This is a genomic window from Nostoc sp. DedQUE04 (assembly GCF_034530995.1).
Classification (GTDB): domain Bacteria; phylum Cyanobacteriota; class Cyanobacteriia; order Cyanobacteriales; family Nostocaceae; genus Nostoc.
The window spans coordinates 12,748-29,719 of sequence record NZ_JAVRCA010000045.1 but is presented as its reverse complement, the minus strand read 5'-3'; the positions used below and the strand labels follow the sequence as shown (position 1 = coordinate 29,719).

At 41.6% G+C, this 16,972-nt stretch carries 14 protein-coding genes; 6 read left to right on the top strand and 8 right to left on the bottom strand.

The genetic code is table 11. From position 1 onward, the window contains the following. Positions 1 to 10: 10 nt before the first annotated feature. The 6 genes from RM049_RS25745 (at position 11) to RM049_RS25720 (ending at position 7,833) form a co-directional block, all read left to right on the top strand. Positions 11 to 1,207, top strand: coding sequence for a glycosyltransferase family 4 protein (locus tag RM049_RS25745; RefSeq protein WP_322706165.1), 1,197 nt, complete (start codon positions 11 to 13; stop codon positions 1,205 to 1,207). Next, the gene (locus RM049_RS25740; RefSeq protein WP_322706164.1) at positions 1,125 to 2,054 is read left to right on the top strand and encodes a glycosyltransferase family 2 protein; all 930 of its coding nucleotides are present in this window, start codon (positions 1,125 to 1,127) and stop codon (positions 2,052 to 2,054) included. The genes RM049_RS25745 and RM049_RS25740 overlap by 83 nt, the downstream gene beginning before the upstream one ends. Before the next feature lie 114 nt (positions 2,055 to 2,168). Beyond that, complete coding sequence (locus RM049_RS25735; RefSeq protein ID WP_322706163.1) at positions 2,169 to 3,638, top strand: O-antigen ligase domain-containing protein; 1,470 nt, start codon at positions 2,169 to 2,171, stop codon at positions 3,636 to 3,638. A gap of 32 nt (positions 3,639 to 3,670) precedes the next feature. Next, the gene (locus RM049_RS25730) at positions 3,671 to 4,798 is read left to right on the top strand and encodes a glycosyltransferase family 4 protein (RefSeq protein ID WP_322706162.1); all 1,128 of its coding nucleotides are present in this window, start codon (positions 3,671 to 3,673) and stop codon (positions 4,796 to 4,798) included. Positions 4,799 to 5,042: 244 nt separating this feature from the next. Further along, positions 5,043 to 6,692: a GMC family oxidoreductase gene (locus tag RM049_RS25725; RefSeq protein ID WP_322706161.1), complete on the top strand. Its 1,650-nt coding sequence runs from the start codon at positions 5,043 to 5,045 to the stop codon at positions 6,690 to 6,692. A gap of 151 nt (positions 6,693 to 6,843) precedes the next feature. Then, on the top strand, positions 6,844 to 7,833 hold the full coding sequence (locus RM049_RS25720) for an adenosine kinase (protein ID WP_322706160.1): 990 nt from the start codon (positions 6,844 to 6,846) through the stop codon (positions 7,831 to 7,833). Between the two features lie 191 nt (positions 7,834 to 8,024). Here RM049_RS25720 and RM049_RS25715 read toward each other — a convergent pair whose 3' ends face one another. The 8 genes from RM049_RS25715 to RM049_RS25680 form a co-directional block, all read right to left on the bottom strand. Then, positions 8,025 to 8,153: a hypothetical protein gene (locus tag RM049_RS25715; RefSeq protein ID WP_322706159.1), complete on the bottom strand. Its 129-nt coding sequence runs from the start codon at positions 8,151 to 8,153 to the stop codon at positions 8,025 to 8,027. A 113-nt stretch (positions 8,154 to 8,266) separates the two neighbouring features. Next, positions 8,267 to 9,460, bottom strand: a complete 1,194-nt coding sequence (locus RM049_RS25710; RefSeq protein ID WP_322706158.1) for an MFS transporter — start codon at positions 9,458 to 9,460, stop codon at positions 8,267 to 8,269. A gap of 231 nt (positions 9,461 to 9,691) precedes the next feature. Further along, positions 9,692 to 10,696, bottom strand: coding sequence for an SDR family oxidoreductase (locus tag RM049_RS25705; protein ID WP_322706157.1), 1,005 nt, complete (start codon positions 10,694 to 10,696; stop codon positions 9,692 to 9,694). A 745-nt stretch (positions 10,697 to 11,441) separates the two neighbouring features. Further along, the gene (locus RM049_RS25700) at positions 11,442 to 11,633 is read right to left on the bottom strand and encodes a hypothetical protein (RefSeq protein WP_322706156.1); all 192 of its coding nucleotides are present in this window, start codon (positions 11,631 to 11,633) and stop codon (positions 11,442 to 11,444) included. 145 nt (positions 11,634 to 11,778) lie between these two features. Continuing rightward, positions 11,779 to 13,395 (bottom strand): hypothetical protein, encoded by a 1,617-nt coding sequence (locus RM049_RS25695; RefSeq protein WP_322706155.1) that lies wholly within the window; start codon positions 13,393 to 13,395, stop codon positions 11,779 to 11,781. A 76-nt stretch (positions 13,396 to 13,471) separates the two neighbouring features. Continuing rightward, complete coding sequence (locus RM049_RS25690; protein ID WP_322706154.1) at positions 13,472 to 14,011, bottom strand: DOMON-like domain-containing protein; 540 nt, start codon at positions 14,009 to 14,011, stop codon at positions 13,472 to 13,474. Continuing rightward, complete coding sequence (locus RM049_RS25685; RefSeq protein WP_322706189.1) at positions 14,008 to 15,126, bottom strand: aminoglycoside phosphotransferase family protein; 1,119 nt, start codon at positions 15,124 to 15,126, stop codon at positions 14,008 to 14,010. Before RM049_RS25685 ends, RM049_RS25690 begins: the two co-directional genes overlap by 4 nt. Before the next feature lie 437 nt (positions 15,127 to 15,563). Beyond that, positions 15,564 to 16,877, bottom strand: a complete 1,314-nt coding sequence (locus tag RM049_RS25680) for a Tudor-knot domain-containing protein (protein ID WP_322706153.1) — start codon at positions 16,875 to 16,877, stop codon at positions 15,564 to 15,566. Positions 16,878 to 16,972 lie beyond the last annotated feature (95 nt).

Below are 16,972 nucleotides of genomic sequence, written 5' to 3'. Positions count from 1 at the left end.
GAAATAGCGTATGAAACTTTGTATTGTTACTCATAAAATCAAAAAAGGTGATGGTCAGGGACGAGTAAACTATGAGGTTGCTAAGGAAGCAATTCGTCGCGGTCATCAATTGACATTATTAGCTAGTGAAGTTGCACCAGAACTAGAAGAAAATAGCCAAGTCAATTGGATTAAAATTCCAGTCAAAGGCTATCCTACAGAATTTTTACGTAATTTCATCTTTGCCCAAAAAAGTGCAGATTGGTTACATAAACATCGCTCTGACATTGATTTAGTTAAAGTTAATGGAGCAATTAATCTGGCTGCGGCTGATGTGAATGCTGTACATTTTGTCCATAGTTCATGGTTGCGATCGCCTGTTCATATTTCTCGCAACCGCCGCGATTTATATGGTTTCTACCAATGGCTATTTACGGCTTTTAATGCCCGTTGGGAAAAACAAGCTTTCCAAAAAGCGCAGGTTGTGGTGGCTGTATCTGAAAAGGTAGCCCAAGAATTAGTCAATATTGGTGTACCGCGTTCTCGAATTCGGGTAATTGTTAATGGCGTTGACTTAGAAGAGTTTACCCCTGGCCAAAGCAATCGCCAAAAATTAGGTTTACCGGAGAATGTCACCTTAGCCTTGTTTGCTGGAGACATTCGCACACCCAGAAAAAATTTAGATACAGTACTACACGCCTTGGTAAAAGTACCCGATTTACATCTGGCGGTGGTAGGTCATATCGAAGGTAGTCCCTTCCCACAACTAGCGGCATCTTTGGGGTTAAGCGATCGCGTGCATTTTGTCGGATTTCGCCGTGATATCCCCGAAATTATGCGATCAGTAGATTTATTTATTTTTCCTTCCCGATATGAAGCTTGTAGCCTCGTATTGTTAGAAGCACTTTCTTCAGGACTACCAGTAATTACTGCCACAGCTACCGGGGGTGCAGAGTTGGTGACACCAGAATGTGGCATCGTTTTAACCGATTCAAATGATATTGATGCTTTGGCTGTGGCGATGATGTCCTTAGTAAATGTAGATATGCAGCAAATGAGTCAAGCTGCTCGTTCTGTGGCAGAACAACACAGCTGGACTACTATGGCACAAACTTATGTGGATTTATTCGAGGAGTTAAGCAAGAATGCGGAACACCGTTCTGATACCGACTTATCGCCGTCCACAAGACCTCTCACGCTGCCTTTTGGCGCTACAGGAGCAAACTAAACCAGTCGATCAAGCGATCGTGGTTGTCCGCGATACGGATGCAGAAACTTGGCAATTTCTGGCGCAATACACAGCGCACAACTTACCGCTGCATACCGTGAAAGTGACACAACCGGGGGTAGTAGCAGCTCTCAACGCCGGATTAGCAGCAGTGGAGGGCGATATTGTTTCCATTACTGATGATGATGCCGCACCTCACCCCGATTGGTTAGAGCGGATTGCGGCTTACTTTACCTCTGATAGTCGCCTCGGCGGACTGGGAGGGCGTGATTGGATATACCACGGCAGCAAATTAGAAGACGAATCCCGCCCAGTAGTGGGACAGTTGCAATGGTTTGGGCGAGTCATTGGCAACCATCATCTGGGAGTGGGAGAACCCCGCGAAGTCGATATTCTCAAGGGCGTGAACATGAGTTTTCGTACCCAAGCGATCGGACAACTACGCTTTGACGAGCGGATGCGCGGTACTGGAGCGCAGGTACACTTTGAAATGGCATTCACCCTGGCATTAAAACGGGCTGGTTGGAAGATCATTTACGATCCTCGCGTTGCTGTAGATCATTTTCCGGCACAACGTTTTGATGAAGATCAGCGAAATAATTTTAATGAAATTGCCTTTATTAATTTAGTCCATAATGAAACCTTAGTTTTACTAGAGCATTTGTCATTTTTCCGCCGGATTGCATTTTTGTTCTGGGCAGTATTTGTGGGTACGTGCGATAGTTTGGGCTTAGTACAATGGCTGAGATTTTTACCTACCCAAGGGCAGTTGGCAGGGAAAAAGTTATTAGCATCTTGGCGTGGACGTTGGCAGGGATATAAACAATTCGTAATTCGTAATTCGTAATTCGTAATTTGTCATTTGTCATTTGTCATTGTAGATTGATTATTTCATTTTGAATTCTTTTGAAGCCATTGGGTTTACTTATGCGTAAATCTAAAATCCAAAATCTAAAATTGAATGAATTCTAAGCAGATACTTTTCAATAGTTTTTTACAAAAAAACTATTCTCCTGAAGAGCGATCGCTACAGGGTTGGATGGCGATCGCAGGCTTTATATTACTAACTGTAGTTTGCTATTTTGGTGGTGTTACTGCCGGATTGCGCCTAATTTTTCCAGCGACAGCTTTAGTAGTAGCCTTATTTTTATACTTGCGGCATCCCATTCTCTACATTGGCTTTACCTGGTGGATTTGGTTTCTCACACCCTTAGCGACTCGCTTAGTTGACTATCGGGTAGGATGGGATGCTAGCCGTCAAATGCTCATAGCACCCTACTTAGTGGTGTTTATTACTATAGCAACATTTTTGCGACACTTTCCCCGCGCTTCTCGCCAAGGGGGTTTGCCGTTTGTTTTGGCTTTTATCGGAGTTTTCTATGGCTTTCTCATCGGTCTAATTTACAACCCACCTATTCCTGTAGCACGCGGATTGATGGATTGGCTCAGTCCGGTTATTTTCGCTTTTCACTTATTTATTAACTGGCGAGATTATCCCAGCTATCGTCAGAACATTCAACGAACATTTCTCTGGTCTGTGTTGATTTTAGGAACTTATGGCGTATATCAATTTGTGGTAGCTCCTGAGTGGGATAGGTACTGGCTCATCCAATCAAAATTATTCATGAGTTCTGGAAACCCTGTACCTTTCGGGATGCGCGTCTGGAGTACATTACACTCAGTCGGCCCCTTTGGTTCTGTTATGCAGGCTGGGTTACTGTTATTATTCACCGGTTCAGGAAGCTTAATTTTTCCGGCTTCGGCTGTTGGTTATTTATCTTTTCTATTAACACAAGCACGTACTAATTGGGGAGGCTGGTTATTTGGAATAATTATGATTATGGGTTCAGTCAAAGCCAAAATTCAAATGCGCTTAATTACCATAATTGTGGTCATGGCTATTTGTGTTGTGCCATTGACAACTATCGAACCAATTGCTGGAGTAGTAGCAGCACGTTTTGAAACTTTTTCTAATATTCAAGAAGATGGCAGCTTTAAAGATAGATCGGGAACTTACGACAGAAATCTTGGTTTAGCCCTTTCTAATGGTCTAGGTAACGGCTTAGGAAATATTTGGAAAGTCAACGAAAAAACTGGTCAAATTGAAGTAGTAGTAATTGATAGTGGCATTTTAGATATGTTTTTCACCCTTGGTTGGTTTGGAGGCATATTTTATATGGGTGGATTAATCTTTTTGATTATTACTGTTAGCAGTTATGGTGAAGGTCGTTTTGATAGTTTTGTCAGTGCTGCCCGCGCCATTGGGATCAGTTCTGCTTCACAGTTAGTTATCGGTAGCGGGATGTTGAGCGTATCAGGGATGATTCTTTGGGGATTTTTAGCTATGGCTATGGCAGGACATAAGTACTATAGCAATCCTCAGATGTTCTCCAATATTCCTAACTTCTCTAAGAAATCGAGAATCTCATAAATCTTATCACTTAAATAGGACTTTTATAGATTATGAAAGTAATTATTGTTATGCCACTGGCCGAGCAACGAGGCGGTGGTGAAATGATGCTTTGGGATTTGGTGCAACAGGGACGTAATGCTGGTGTTGAGTGGCTGGTGATATTTTTAGAAAACGGCCCGATGGTGGAACAAGTAAAGTCTCTTGGTATTGATGCGCGAGTTGTGGAAAGTGGACGTTTACGCCAAATCCACCGTTTTATTGGCGCTGTTTTGCGGATAGCTGCGATCGCCCGCCGCGAACGTGCAGATATAATTGTCAATTGGATGTGGATCGTGCATATATCGGGAGGTTTGGCGGCAATGTTGGCGGGCTTGCCTGCTGTGTGGTATCAACTAGAAGTACCTAGCGATAAAACTTGGTTGGTACGAATCGCTACTTTAATCCCAGCGCGGGCAATTATCACTCTTTCGCAAGATGGCAAGCAAGCACAGGCAGAGATTTGGCCCCACAGACCAACACCTTTGGTTTATCCTGGTGTCGCATTAGACCGATTTGAGCCTAATGCTTTACCAACTCCAGAAGAAGCACGGCGAAAATTAGGCTTACCCTTACACGGGCCTTTGATTGGAATTGTGGGACGATTGCAACGATGGAAGGGAATGCACGTATTGGTGCAAGCAATGCCCAAAATTTTACAGAAGTATCCCGATGCCCATTGTTTAGTGGTTGGCGGTAAGCACGATTTAGAACCAGATTATGAGGACTTCTTAAAAGCCGAAATCACCGCTTTGGGCTTGAAAGACCAAGTAATTATGGCTGGACTACAGCGCAATATCCCGGAATGGGTGCAGGCAATGGATGTATTTGTTCATGCATCGGATAAAGAACCCTTTGGAATTGTGATTATTGAGGCAATGGCGCTGGGTAAACCTGTAATTGCTGGTAGTGCAGGTGGGCCGACAGAGATTATTACCGATGGCATGAATGGACTATTAACACCTTACGGCGATGCGGATAAATTAGCGATCGCAATTCTCCGCTATCTTGACGAGCAAGAATTTGCCCAAAGTGCGGGAGTTGCTGCTAGACAACGCGCCCTCGATTTCTCAACACAGAATTATGCCCAAAATTTTATTAATGCAATTCGTTCTGTAATGCCTAGCCCTTTATCACAATAATTTTGATAGGTTTGTAAGCTAAAACACATCTAATTTGCGGATGAAAATTTTCTCAATATCTTGTGGGGTGGGCATCTTGCCCGCCCTGATTATGCAACTTGAATGCTGATTAGCTTAGTAAGCATTTTAGTGCTTAAAAATTCAGGACTAAAGTGCTTACTACAAACACATTTACGCCTCATAATTAATACCCTCTATACATCTGCACAATATAAAAAAGATTTATGCAAAAGGAATTAAATAAATGTTGATTGATAGTCGTAAATTACCAATAGATGAAATTATCAATACGGAAGTTTGTATAGTTGGTGCTGGCCCAGCAGGAATTACACTCGCACGAGAATTAATTGGGCAAGACTTTCGAGTGTGCTTACTAGAAAGTGGTGATTTGGAATTTAATCAAGAAACTGCATCTCTTGGTGAAGGTGAAACGGTTGGAGATCCTTTTCCACCCTTACAAGATATGCGTCATCGTCAATTTGGTGGAATGGCTAATGTCTGGAATATTGAAATTAATAAAAATCAACTTGGTCTGAGGCACGTGCCGTTAGACGCAATAGATTTTGAAAAACGAGATTGGGTTCCATACAGTGGCTGGCCTTTTAGTAAATCTCACCTCAATCCATTTTATCAGCGCGCTCAAGCAGTTTGTAAACTCGGTTCTTTTGCTTATGAAGCTGAAGCTTGGGAAAATGCTCAATCTCCTCGGATACATTTCACAAGCGACCGAGTTACTACCAGTATGTTTCAGTTTGGCCCGCGCGATATTTTCACCAATGAATATCGCCATCAAATCAATCAATCTCCTAATATAACTACATTCCTCAACGCCAATGTGGTAGAAATTGAGGCAGATGACACAGCCCAAACAGTGAAACGCGTGCAAGTTGCTTGTTTATCGGGTAAGAAATTTTGGGTTGTTGCAAAAGTATTTATTTTAGCCGCAGGTGGGATTGAAAACGCGCGTTTGTTATTACTATCAAACAAAATTCAAAAGAATGGATTAGGCAATCAACATGATTTAGTGGGTAGATTCTTCATGGATCATCCTTTTATCCGTTGTGGTCTGCTTGTTCCCCAAAATCGCAAAATCTTTAATTCGATGGCTTTGTATGATTTACGCCGCGTGAATCATGTCACAGTCATGGGAAAGTTTGCTCTAACGGAACAAGTAATGCGCCGCGATAAATTACTAAATATGACCGCGTTGTTATATCCCAGAGATGAAAGGTATAGATCGGCGGCAAAGGCTTCTGCAAAAATTTTGTTCTCTTCAGTTCGACAAAGACAGTTACCTAAAAATATTTTTCAGCATTTGCAAAATGTCATAACGAATATTAATGATTTAGTAAGTGATTGGTATAAATATAATTTAAAAAAAGAATATTTATTTCCTGATTTAAGTCATGGAGGATGGTCTGACTATGAAGGTAATGAACAGAAATATACAAAATTTGAAGTTCTCAGCCAAACTGAACAAACCCCAAATCCAAATAATCGGGTAACACTCAGTAATCAACTAGACAAACTGGGTTGTCCGCAAGCAAAATTAATTAATTATTGGAGCGAAATAGATATTTGCAGTGTGAAGCGATCGCAGTTAGTATTTGCACAAGAGTTTGCTAGCGCCGGACTGGGTGAGTTGCAGATTGAATTAGATGGAGCTCGTCCAGTTGCTTCTCTTAGTACCCATCATAATATGGGAACAACGCGTATGCATCACGACCCAAAACAAGGAGTAGTCGATGCAAATTGTCAAGTACACGGCATCTCTAATTTATTTATGGCAGGTAGCTCTGTTTTCCCTACAGGAGGCTATGCTAATCCGACGCTCACTATTGTTGCCTTGGCAATTCGATTGGCTGACCATCTGAAAGCTGAATTGTCTCACTAAGTATAACTTTGTGTAAAATCGTCACGTTTTAGATGTAGCGATCGCCTGCTTTTAGTTTAAACTCCAGTATAAAGCAACTATACCAGGAGTTGCCTATCTGTTATTATCAGTTCTGTTCAAGTCAGATAGAAATTATTCTCGGAGATAAACAATGGGCAAGAAATATGATGTTTATGGTGTAGGTAATGCTTTAGTAGATATAGAATACGAAGTATCTCCAGAGTTACTACAAAAGCTAAAAATTGATAAAGGTGTAATGACACTTCTAGATGAAGACAGTCAAAATCATATTTTGGAAAATCTCAAAAATCTTCATTGCCATAAGAGTTGTGGAGGGTCAGCAGCAAACACAATAGTGGCAATTAGTCAACTAGGAGGAAAAACTTTTTATTCCTGCAAAGTAGCTAATGATGAATTTGGAGACTTTTACATCGAAGATTTAGTCAACTCTCAGGTAGATACCAACTTAAAAAATGGCGATCGCCAATCAGGAATTACAGGTAAATGTTTGGTGTTAGTAACTCCCGATGCAGATCGCACCATGAATACATTTTTGGGAATTACTGGAGAATTTTCTACACAAGAATTAGTATCATCAGCGATCGCTGATTCAGAATATCTATATATAGAAGGATATTTAGTGGCTTCTCCCACAGGAAAAGAAGCAGCTATAAAAGCTAGAGAAATAGCTGAAAAAGCGGGAGTAAAAACTACCATGTCCCTATCTGATTACAACATGGTGAAATTTTTTAAAGATGGTTTATTAGAAATCGTTGGGCCTGGTTTAGACTTGATTTTTGCTAATGAAAGTGAAGCATTAGAACTAGCAGATACAGAAGATTTTCAAGTAGCTGTAGACAAACTAAAAACCCTGAGTAAGAAATTTGCCATTACTCGCGGTTCCAAAGGTTCAGTAGTATTTGACGGTCAGAAATTAATCGAAATCGCTGCACCTCAAGTAAAAGCTGTAGATACAGTAGGAGCAGGAGATATGTATGCAGGAGCTTTCCTCTATGGAATTACCCAAGGTATGAGCTATGAAGAAGCCGGAAAATTAGCATCGGCCGCAGCTTCTAAGATTGTTACATCCTATGGGCCAAGATTAAAAACTGAGGAGTTAAAGGCATTAGTTATTGCTTAGAGGATGTTTGAAAAGTATCGTATAGCATATTAAATTTTGACATTACCCCCCCAACCCCCCTTATAAAGGGGGGCTTTAAGAGACTATTTCCCCCTTATAAAGAGAGGCTTTAAGAGACTATTTCCCCCCCTTTCCAAGGCTACGGTGTACACACAAGTCTTGAAATCCTACCTAACACTTGGTTTCGTCGCCTAGCTATCTTGTTGTACGATCGCTCCCAAACCTTGTCCGCAGCGAGGAGGAACGACGACGCAATCACAAAAACTACTGGATAATGCGATTACTTCGCTGCGCTCGTAATGACCATTTAAAGGGTTCATAAAGCCTGAAACCCTTGCCACTACAACTTGTGTGTACACCGTAGCTTTCCAAGGGGGGGTTAGGGGGGGTATTAGATACTTTGGGTAACAAATATGGGTAAGCTTTTTGAGACTTAACGAGAAAAGTCAGTTACCGAATGTTGTACCAGCCAGCAATGTAAGCCCACCATTAACAGCGCCAATGGCAGCATCAACATTGGGATGATTTCTAAAGTTGTCCAACTTGCAACCCAGCCTGCTCCAGTGGGTACGATCGCTGCCCCCAAACTGGCAGCACTAGTGGCAATGCTAACAGCCGCAGGAACATGGGGGTCTGGTAATCGTTGAGGGATTAACCAAATGGTTGCAGGAAAGATGGCTGCCAACCCAAAGCCAATCAACGGTAAGCTAATCCATTGATCTGGCAGTTGCCACCAAGCAAGCAATCCAATGATTACAAGACTGAGCGACATACTGATTGTGCGCACCGCCCCAAGCGATCGCAAGAAATAACCTAAGATGAAACGTCCCAGTGTTAATCCCACCCAGTAAGCACTAACGCTGTAACCAGCAATCAGCGTGGGAGTGTGACGAGCGACAGACTGCACAGTGTATGCCCAGTTACCAATGCAGGCTTCAGTGCCAACATAAACCAGCAAAAGCAGCCCAGTTAGTAGTACTATCGGAGTTTGCAGCGCTCTGCCTAGATTTTCTAAAGCAGTTGTCTTTGATGGCAATATCCGTACTGTCATTGGTGTGTAGTTGAAGATGATAACGCCCAGCACGCTCACAATTAATAGGCTGACAATCCCGGCTAATACCCCATAAACCTGTCGCCAGTTCATGCCAACTGCTAACAAAGTAGTAGCGATCGCGGGGCCTGAAAGAGCGCCAATACCATAGAAAGCATGGAGCAAACCAATCAAACTAGCACTGCGGGAATCTTGCACAATGTAGGTGTTAATGCCTGCATCAATCAACCCAATGCCCAATCCCAACGCCGATCCCGCGCCAACCATGAGAAACCAGGAGGGTGAGATGGCATAAATTATCAGTGCCATTGTCAGCGCACCCGCAGCAATCAACAGCATTCGCGCTAACCCCAGCCGACTACTCACCAGACTGCTGGTGAATGCTGCCAGAATGTAGCCGCTAATTTGACTGAGAAACAGCAGGGTGACGGTTGCGGGAGTCAGGTTATAAGTAGACAGAATCGAGGGCAGAAGAACTCCTAATCCTGCTTCAGCAATGCCAATGGCAATAAAGGCATAGAAAGCGATCGCCGAACCTATCCACAGAGGCGGTAAGGTGCGTTGATAGTCTGTCATTGGCTGGAATGCTCCTGGATCGGAAAATTTGACTGCTGAGATTTACTCTAATTACAAGAAACTTATGGTTGTGCAAAGTATGAATAGTTAAAAAGATTTTTATAACTACTAAATAGCATTATTAGTAATTATCTCGAAATCTCATCACTATGTTGCTAAAAAGTTTGCAATGATTTCTCTCAAACCCTTGTAAAAACTGGATTGCAAATTTTCCGAAAAGTTTATTTATCCTTAATCTTTGAATACTTGAGCTGCTAGGAACGCTAATGCTGCTGTACCAGCGATCGCACCCCACTGAAGAAGCGGATTTTTTTCTAGCCAGTCGGAAATGCTAGGTATAACTAAGTGACCATAATCTCCGTTAACTCTGTCGTCTTCAGCAACAGGTTGGTAAAAATTATTTGGTGCATCTTCAGATTTTGGCTCAGAAGAACGTAGTAAATCGAAGCCGACGAGCAGTAACAGTGAATCTACTAATGATGGTGAGATGCGCTGTACCACATCTAATATTTTAGCTACATCCCCAACTAAGTAGTCACGAGTTGGATGTTCGGCTACGTAGAGGATAGCATCAGCTACAAGTTTAGGGTTGTAGTAAGGTGGTATCCCCGAAGGCTTTACGCCTAATTTCGTCAGACCATTATTCCAAAAGGGAGTGTCGATCACCGCAGGTTTGACACTCGTGACGCTGATGGGCCATTTTTCATGTTGCAACTCAAGGCGCATGGCTTCGATAAAGCCCTCGACTCCGTGCTTGGCTGCTGAGTAAGCACTTTGGTAGGGGAGCGATCGCTTACCTTCCATTGAAGAGACATGAATTAGTGCCCCCCGTCCCTCACGCTTCAAATGGGGTAGGGCTGCCATTGCACCATACACTTGTCCCATGAGATCGACATCAATGACATGCTTAAACTCTTCTGGTGTTATGTTGTCGAAAGTGGCAAAGATGCCGATCGCAGAGACATGTACCCATGTATCGAGTCGCCCGTACACTTCTACAGCTTTATCTGCGATCGCTTTAACTTGGTCAAATACTTCCACATCAGCTACGTAAAAAGTTGCCTCACCGCCAAAGCCGCGAATCTCCTCCACTAAAGACTTTAGCTTCGACTCACTCCGAGCCGAGACTACGACTTTTGCGCCGCCTCTAGCAAACTCAAGAGCTGTGATACGTCCGATCCCGCTGGAGGCTCCGACGACAGAAACGACTTGCTGATTGATTGGCTTTAATTGCATGAGTGTTACGTTTTAAAATAAATTAGGGATTGGGAATTGGCTTCGAGAATGTTAAAGACTTTAGCTTCAATAGGTAATTCAGTCGCTTTGTTAGTATCAGTTGTTATTAAAAATATTTCTTAATAACTCTTATAGTACATATATATGTTAATTATTATTACGGTTGCATTTCTCTGTCTATTGGGGAATCTGAAAGCGCCGCAGGTAGTAGATGTAAGCATTTTATAGACTTTTAAGACTTTCGACTAATAAACATCAAGAACTTGGTCAACAAATCTCACCAAATCTCAGCTGTCGCCTTTTACTTACTTCAGAGGATGTTTGAAAAGTCTGTAGTAGTGTATCGAATATTTGTTTACCCCACCCTAACCCTCCCCGTATGTATTGGGGAGGGAACTAGATTTTCCGGTTTCCCCCCAATACATCGGGGGGATTAAGGGGGGTAATGTGACTTGTGTGTACACCGTAGCCAATGCATCGGGGGGATTAAGGGGGGTGAAAATGCGATTAAACACAGCCAAACACTTTTAAAACAACCTCTCAGACTCAACTTTCAAATGACACAATCTCTTGATGCTATTTACTTTTTTCACAAATAGTTTTTTAGTCTACTTTACTCCTCAAGACAGATGCGAAAGCAGAGTTAATTAAACCTCCCGCTTCCTTGAGTTTCTGGGCGATGGGTTGCACCCAAATCAATGCTACAGTGTGTGGCAATGCTGCAACTTTATCTGATTAAATCTGTTTAAGGGAGCCATTGTAATCCCTTGTTCTGTAATTTCTGCTCGATATGCTGCATTTCCTGGATAGTTTCTCCAGTCACGATCGCATAAATTTCGGTGTAGATTTTTCCGTATTTGACCTTCTCTAAAGCCGACAGAACGATTAAGTCTTTGCGATCTAGTTCTGGTTTTAAGGTGACTAAAATTGAATCCAACGTACCTTCCATATTGAATCTAATTGTAGCAACTAGTTCATACTCTAAATAAATGCGAACGCAACCTAATTTCAAAACGCTAAATTACAGAGGAGCAAATACGATCCATTTGCTCGTCAAAAATTTTCAGGTAAGATGCTAGTAGCTAAGTGCGTGAAGACTCAGATTTGAATGAAAATCTAAGTTTAGGTATTCCACTTTCCTGTAAGCGATTTTTGATAATGTCTACAACTTCGCTGTATGACATATCATCTTTAGGGCCAAATGGTATATCTGCTCTCCATTTTCCGTTTAAACTGACAGAAACCATAGCAGGTACTAGGAATTTTCTAGGGGATATATATGCTTTGCTTATGTACCCTTCTTCTTCGTTAAGCTTTACTTGGGCAAAATCTGATAAGTATGGTTCTAACACCAACCAAAAAACTCGATCTACTGTCGATGCTAAATAAACTTCTTTGTAAAGAGAACCTTGTAATGTACTACCTTTTGCTCCATGTATGAAATTACCTCTACCAACTGTCGTTGTTTTACCGTTTTCTAGCTTAATAACGATGTAGCTTATTGGTTCTTCAAGATTACCCAAAAATGTTTTGACGAAGATAGTCATCCTTTTATCTTTCATGCTGTCTACGTAGTCATCATTTATTGGTATAGACTCCAAATACTTATTAACCTGATACTGTTCCAAGTCAATACCACGTTCTATTAATAATTTCTTAAAATACTCTTTTTTGGCAATAAGGTTTGTTAGTCTATTGGGAGAGTTGGTATTGCTTTCTTCTTCCGTCTTGTGTTCTCTCAGGAAAACTTTAAGTTTGCTAGTGTCTATGTATTCGTTAAATAGTAATTTAATCAAATCCTTCTTATATGGAGATAATCGTTCTATTGCCTTCTGACGATTTTGCTCATATGCATGATATTGCTTCTCAGAAGACATATAAATTCCAGTAACACTTAACAGGCATTTATTTTTGAGCGCAATTAGAGAGTCTTCATTGACAACCCTTATATCAACTCCAGCCAATTGAGTCAATTCATAACCTTGAATATGTTCTAAAGCTTCTTTCGCAGCTCTGTAAATTTCGATAGCAAAACCATTAACTAATAGTCTCTTTAAGAAGAATAAACCATATTTTTCATCTTTTATTTGACCTTTACACGCCCAGTTATCTGAATAGTTAGTGCGCTGCTTGAACACCTGTTTTAAAAATCGATTAACAGACCGCCAATCCTTTGCAAATTCTTCTAACTCTTTTAAATTTATACAAATGTGTATTACATTCAGGGGCAATACAGCTTTCTGAACTCTCCAATCATCTCGCCAATGTATAGAATCATTAATCAGCTTAGGATCTTGTTTTCGTGGAGGTTCTACACCTAGTACAAAACTGTATGGTGCAAGTATAGTTAATGTTTCCCGTAATAGTGTTTCTGTTGGATGTAGTTTCTTTGTTCTAATTTTAGTTCCATTCAGTTGCGGGTTGTACTCTTCAATGCGCTGTCGTTCCATAGCATTGAGATGTGATTCAGCTACCAATTCGTAGTAGATGACAAACTGCTTCTTTCGCTGTTTTTGTAACTGATACAATCTGTGATGGCTATCACCTGCCCAACGACTACGTAAATTTTTTGCCTGCCCTACATACCAAACTATAAGTTGTTCATCTAGTACATAGTATATCCCTGAATTTCCAGGAAGTAACTCTCTATTTTTTATACTGAGATGAGGTAATTGTAATATAAATTCAGTCGCATTCATATTTACGTTCTCTAGTTATTAAGTTAAGTTTCTATAGCTAATATTCCCAAGTTTGCAAGCTATATGAAAATGTATCTCACAACTTAACAATAAAACTATCCCGCAGATGAAAGTCTGCCTCTGCACCTCTATGAGTTAACGCCCAGTAAGTCACCTCACCATCTCTGTGTTTGATAACTGTAGTAATGCTAATTTCGATGGCTTGGTTTGCCGAGACGATTTTATCCAAATCGATATCTAACGCAAGTGCTAAACTGTCAACTTGATTCTGAACGCTAAACGGTAGCTTTTCAAAAGCAGTTTCCTCTTGCATTCCTTGACGATATCCATCAAAGCGATAGACATTCCAGTGTCCGGCGGGGGAGAGGTTGAATTCCCAATACCGTGCAGAATCTTTGATGCCAAGAAAAAACTCGAAGCAGGTATCTTCCCAAAGTTTATGCTTGCGTGATGGTGCATTTGATGTTGGAGCAATTGCAATTTCTTTTAAGTCACCTCCAAGGTTGTAGCTGATGGTAAGTTGATTAACATTTCGGGAGATATTGCCTGTAATTTTCAAATGAGGAAAAGACTCGGTACAAGGGAAGGATTGCAAGGAAAATGTCTGCTCGTTCATTTCATATCTTTGATAATTTTGTGAATCTGCGTTTCTTGAGATTCAATACTTTCGGTAAGCTTAAACTGAACGATCGCTCTTGCTAAGTTATGTTCTGGGTGCTTAACTTTGAAGTAGACATTCCCGGCTAAATAATCAGCAAAAAATCTCAGTCCTAGTTCAAAAGTAATTAGACGAATGGCATCATAGATGTATGCATAATCATTCTCGGTCAGAAATGCCTTAGCCACAGCGAGATAACCTTGGAGGATTTCTTGACACAAATCGGTATCGAAATAAATACTTTCCCAATTCTCGGTTTCTTCGCCAGCCGGATTGCAACCCGATCGCAGGCAATCGCCAATATCGTAATGTACTAAACCGGGTTTCACGGTGTCTAGGTCGATGACGCTAACGGCTTGCTGGGTAACAACGTCAAACATCACGTTATTAATTTTGGGATCGCCGTGCATCAGACGCAGGGGTAGCTTGCCTTCAGCTTTAGCATTTTCTAGAATATGTGCAAAGGTTTGGCGATCGCTAACAAACTGTAAGCAATAATTAACTTCCGAAGATTTAGGCGCACTAGTTTTCGGCAAAACTTCCTCGTAATGCTGGAGATAAAACGGTGTAATATGAAACCCTTCGAGGGTGTCAGCAAGTTTTTCTGCTGGCAAATCGCTGATTAGATTGTGGAACATCCCCAAGGCATAACCGATTTCTTTGGCGTGGGAGCGATCGCCCATACTATCAAAGGACTGGGAGCCTGGAATAAAGCTGATTGCCCGCCAAAATGAGCCATCTGCATCCCTCCAGTGGTCTTGAGCGTTTTTGGTCAACAGTACGCGTGGCACTTCCCAGCGACGATTCAGGGGTGTATCCTGCAACCTTTTTTGAACGTGTTCAGTTAAGGTACGCATATTCTGCATAATCAGTTGTGGCTGACGAAACACCTGTGTGTTAATGCGTTGCAGGACAAAATGTTGTTCCTTTGAGGAATCGAGAGTTGCTAAAAAGGTGTCATTTATATTACCACTGCCAAATGCTTTAACGCCTGTAACCTTCCCCAGTTGGGCGAATTGGTTAGCGATCGCCTCTAGATTTCGGGTATCCTGTGTATTGAATTGTTCTATCATCTGTTTCATCTCTACTACTCCTCACGTACATTGCACGAAAGCAATAGGGGATATCGTAGCGCAAGTATCAAGATAATTTGTAATTCGTAATTCGTAATTCGTGACTGGTTCCCAGCCTGGAGGCTGGGAACCCATTCTGGGAGGCTTCGCCTCCGATCTTGTTGACAAGAGGCAGAAGCCCACTTTAAATACATTCCCAGCCTCTAGGCTGGGAACAAGACGACGGTGTACACACAAGTCTGAATAGCTCGGCTGGTTAACCAGGGTTTTACCCCACCCTAACCCTCCCCTTGCAAAGGGGAGGGAACCGGATTTTTCTTATTTCCCCCCTTTATAAGGGGGGATTAAGGGGGGTAATTTGACTTGTGTATACACGGTAGCCGATATAATATTGGGGAGGGAACAAGATTTCTTTTTCCCCCCAATGCATCGGGGAGTTAGGAAATCTCATCGCTATCAACCCACTCATCATAAGATGAGTCATAACCAACGTAGTGAAGATAGTATTGCTGGCCTTGGATTTGCTGAATCGTTGCGGAATACCAAGCCTCTTGGTCATCATCCCAACATTTTACCTTTTGACCTACTGCATATCCATTTTCATCAGTGGAGCGAAGATCGCGAGTCCGAATGTCATCTTCGCCTACCCACTCGTCATAAGATGAACCGTAACCAAGGTAATGAATAAAGAACTGGTCATCTTGGATTTTCTCAATTGTTCCCTGATACCAATCTTCCTCATCATCATCCCAGACTTCTACAGTTTTGCTGACTTCATACTGATTCCGATCTGATTTATCTGATTTAACGGCAGATGAAACATCTTGAATCGGCTTTTGTTCTTCTTGTTTGATTTCCTCTTTTACTAGAGTGTATGCTTGCAAAATCAAACTGCGAGCGACCGTTTGAATTCCTGTATGCTCGTAGTAATTGGTAGTTTGATCTAGGAATGCTGCAACTAAATCTAAATTATCATCAGCAATCTGAATAAAATTACCCAAATTACTAGAAATTGATTGCGGGGTTATGCCCGTCTTGGATACTAAATTATTCATCCAACCTTGTACAGAGTTAAAACCCTGACTGATAAAACCAACTTTATCAGAAGGATTATTACCTGGAAGAAAGTTATTAACGGCTAAGAAAACCGGATTTTGAGTTATTGCACCAGCATCAGTACCACTAATAACTCCGTGAATTTTGCTGAGAAAGTCAGGGCCCAAGGGCAGAATTCCATCTAGACAAACTAAAGCTACCATCCGCATTAGGGATGCATTTTGATAGTTGTTAGTTAGGGAATTAGCAAACTCTTGGGGATTTGGTTGAGGAATGCCGTTTAGTTTGCAAAAGGCAATGATTTCGACGGCGATTTTCAATACCAAATCAATGGATTGAGTGACATCGGCTTTGGGAGTAACTTTGCCTAAAAAAGAGAGAAAGCCGATTTTTTCACTAACTTTATTCGCTAAAGCTGCTGCTGCCATCGCTGTGTCTGCCTTATCAATTGTTTGATAAAGTTTGATGGCAAACTGGTAGCCTTGTTGAGGATCTATGTATAAACTAGCAGCGCGATCGCGGATTTTTTGAATTACCTTAGCATCGGTTTCTCCAGTAATAGCGCGGATATTATTGTCAAACCCCGTCAAATTGCTCCATTCACCTGGAGCTACATAATCAAGAGCCTTTAAAACTTTGACAGTAATATTGTCAGTCGGTAACTCGTCAACCAACTGAATAATTGATTTATCCATCAGCCGATCCTCAAAACTCCAGATATCGTTACAATACGGTTCAGAGCAGCCCACATTTAGCGTTGGGCAATTACTGAAACGTATTTATAGAGTTC

Bases quoted from the DNA above. Each gene is read 5' to 3' on its own strand.
- RM049_RS25705 (WP_322706157.1), bottom strand. From the start codon at position 10,696: ATGCAATTAAAGCCAATCAATCAGCAAGTCGTTTCTGTCGTCGGAGCC.
- RM049_RS25730 (WP_322706162.1), top strand. From the start codon at position 3,671: ATGAAAGTAATTATTGTTATGCCACTGGCCGAGCAACGAGGCGGTGGT.
- RM049_RS25680 (WP_322706153.1), bottom strand. From the start codon at position 16,877: ATGGATAAATCAATTATTCAGTTGGTTGACGAGTTACCGACTGACAAT.
- RM049_RS25740 (WP_322706164.1), top strand. From the start codon at position 1,125: ATGCGGAACACCGTTCTGATACCGACTTATCGCCGTCCACAAGACCTC.
- RM049_RS25685 (WP_322706189.1), bottom strand. From the start codon at position 15,126: ATGATAGAACAATTCAATACACAGGATACCCGAAATCTAGAGGCGATC.
- RM049_RS25745 (WP_322706165.1), top strand. From the start codon at position 11: ATGAAACTTTGTATTGTTACTCATAAAATCAAAAAAGGTGATGGTCAG.
- RM049_RS25690 (WP_322706154.1), bottom strand. From the start codon at position 14,011: ATGAACGAGCAGACATTTTCCTTGCAATCCTTCCCTTGTACCGAGTCT.
- RM049_RS25725 (WP_322706161.1), top strand. From the start codon at position 5,043: ATGTTGATTGATAGTCGTAAATTACCAATAGATGAAATTATCAATACG.
- RM049_RS25695 (WP_322706155.1), bottom strand. From the start codon at position 13,395: ATGAATGCGACTGAATTTATATTACAATTACCTCATCTCAGTATAAAA.
- RM049_RS25735 (WP_322706163.1), top strand. From the start codon at position 2,169: ATGAATTCTAAGCAGATACTTTTCAATAGTTTTTTACAAAAAAACTAT.
- RM049_RS25720 (WP_322706160.1), top strand. From the start codon at position 6,844: ATGGGCAAGAAATATGATGTTTATGGTGTAGGTAATGCTTTAGTAGAT.
- RM049_RS25710 (WP_322706158.1), bottom strand. From the start codon at position 9,460: ATGACAGACTATCAACGCACCTTACCGCCTCTGTGGATAGGTTCGGCG.
- RM049_RS25715 (WP_322706159.1), bottom strand. From the start codon at position 8,153: ATGAACCCTTTAAATGGTCATTACGAGCGCAGCGAAGTAATCGCATTA.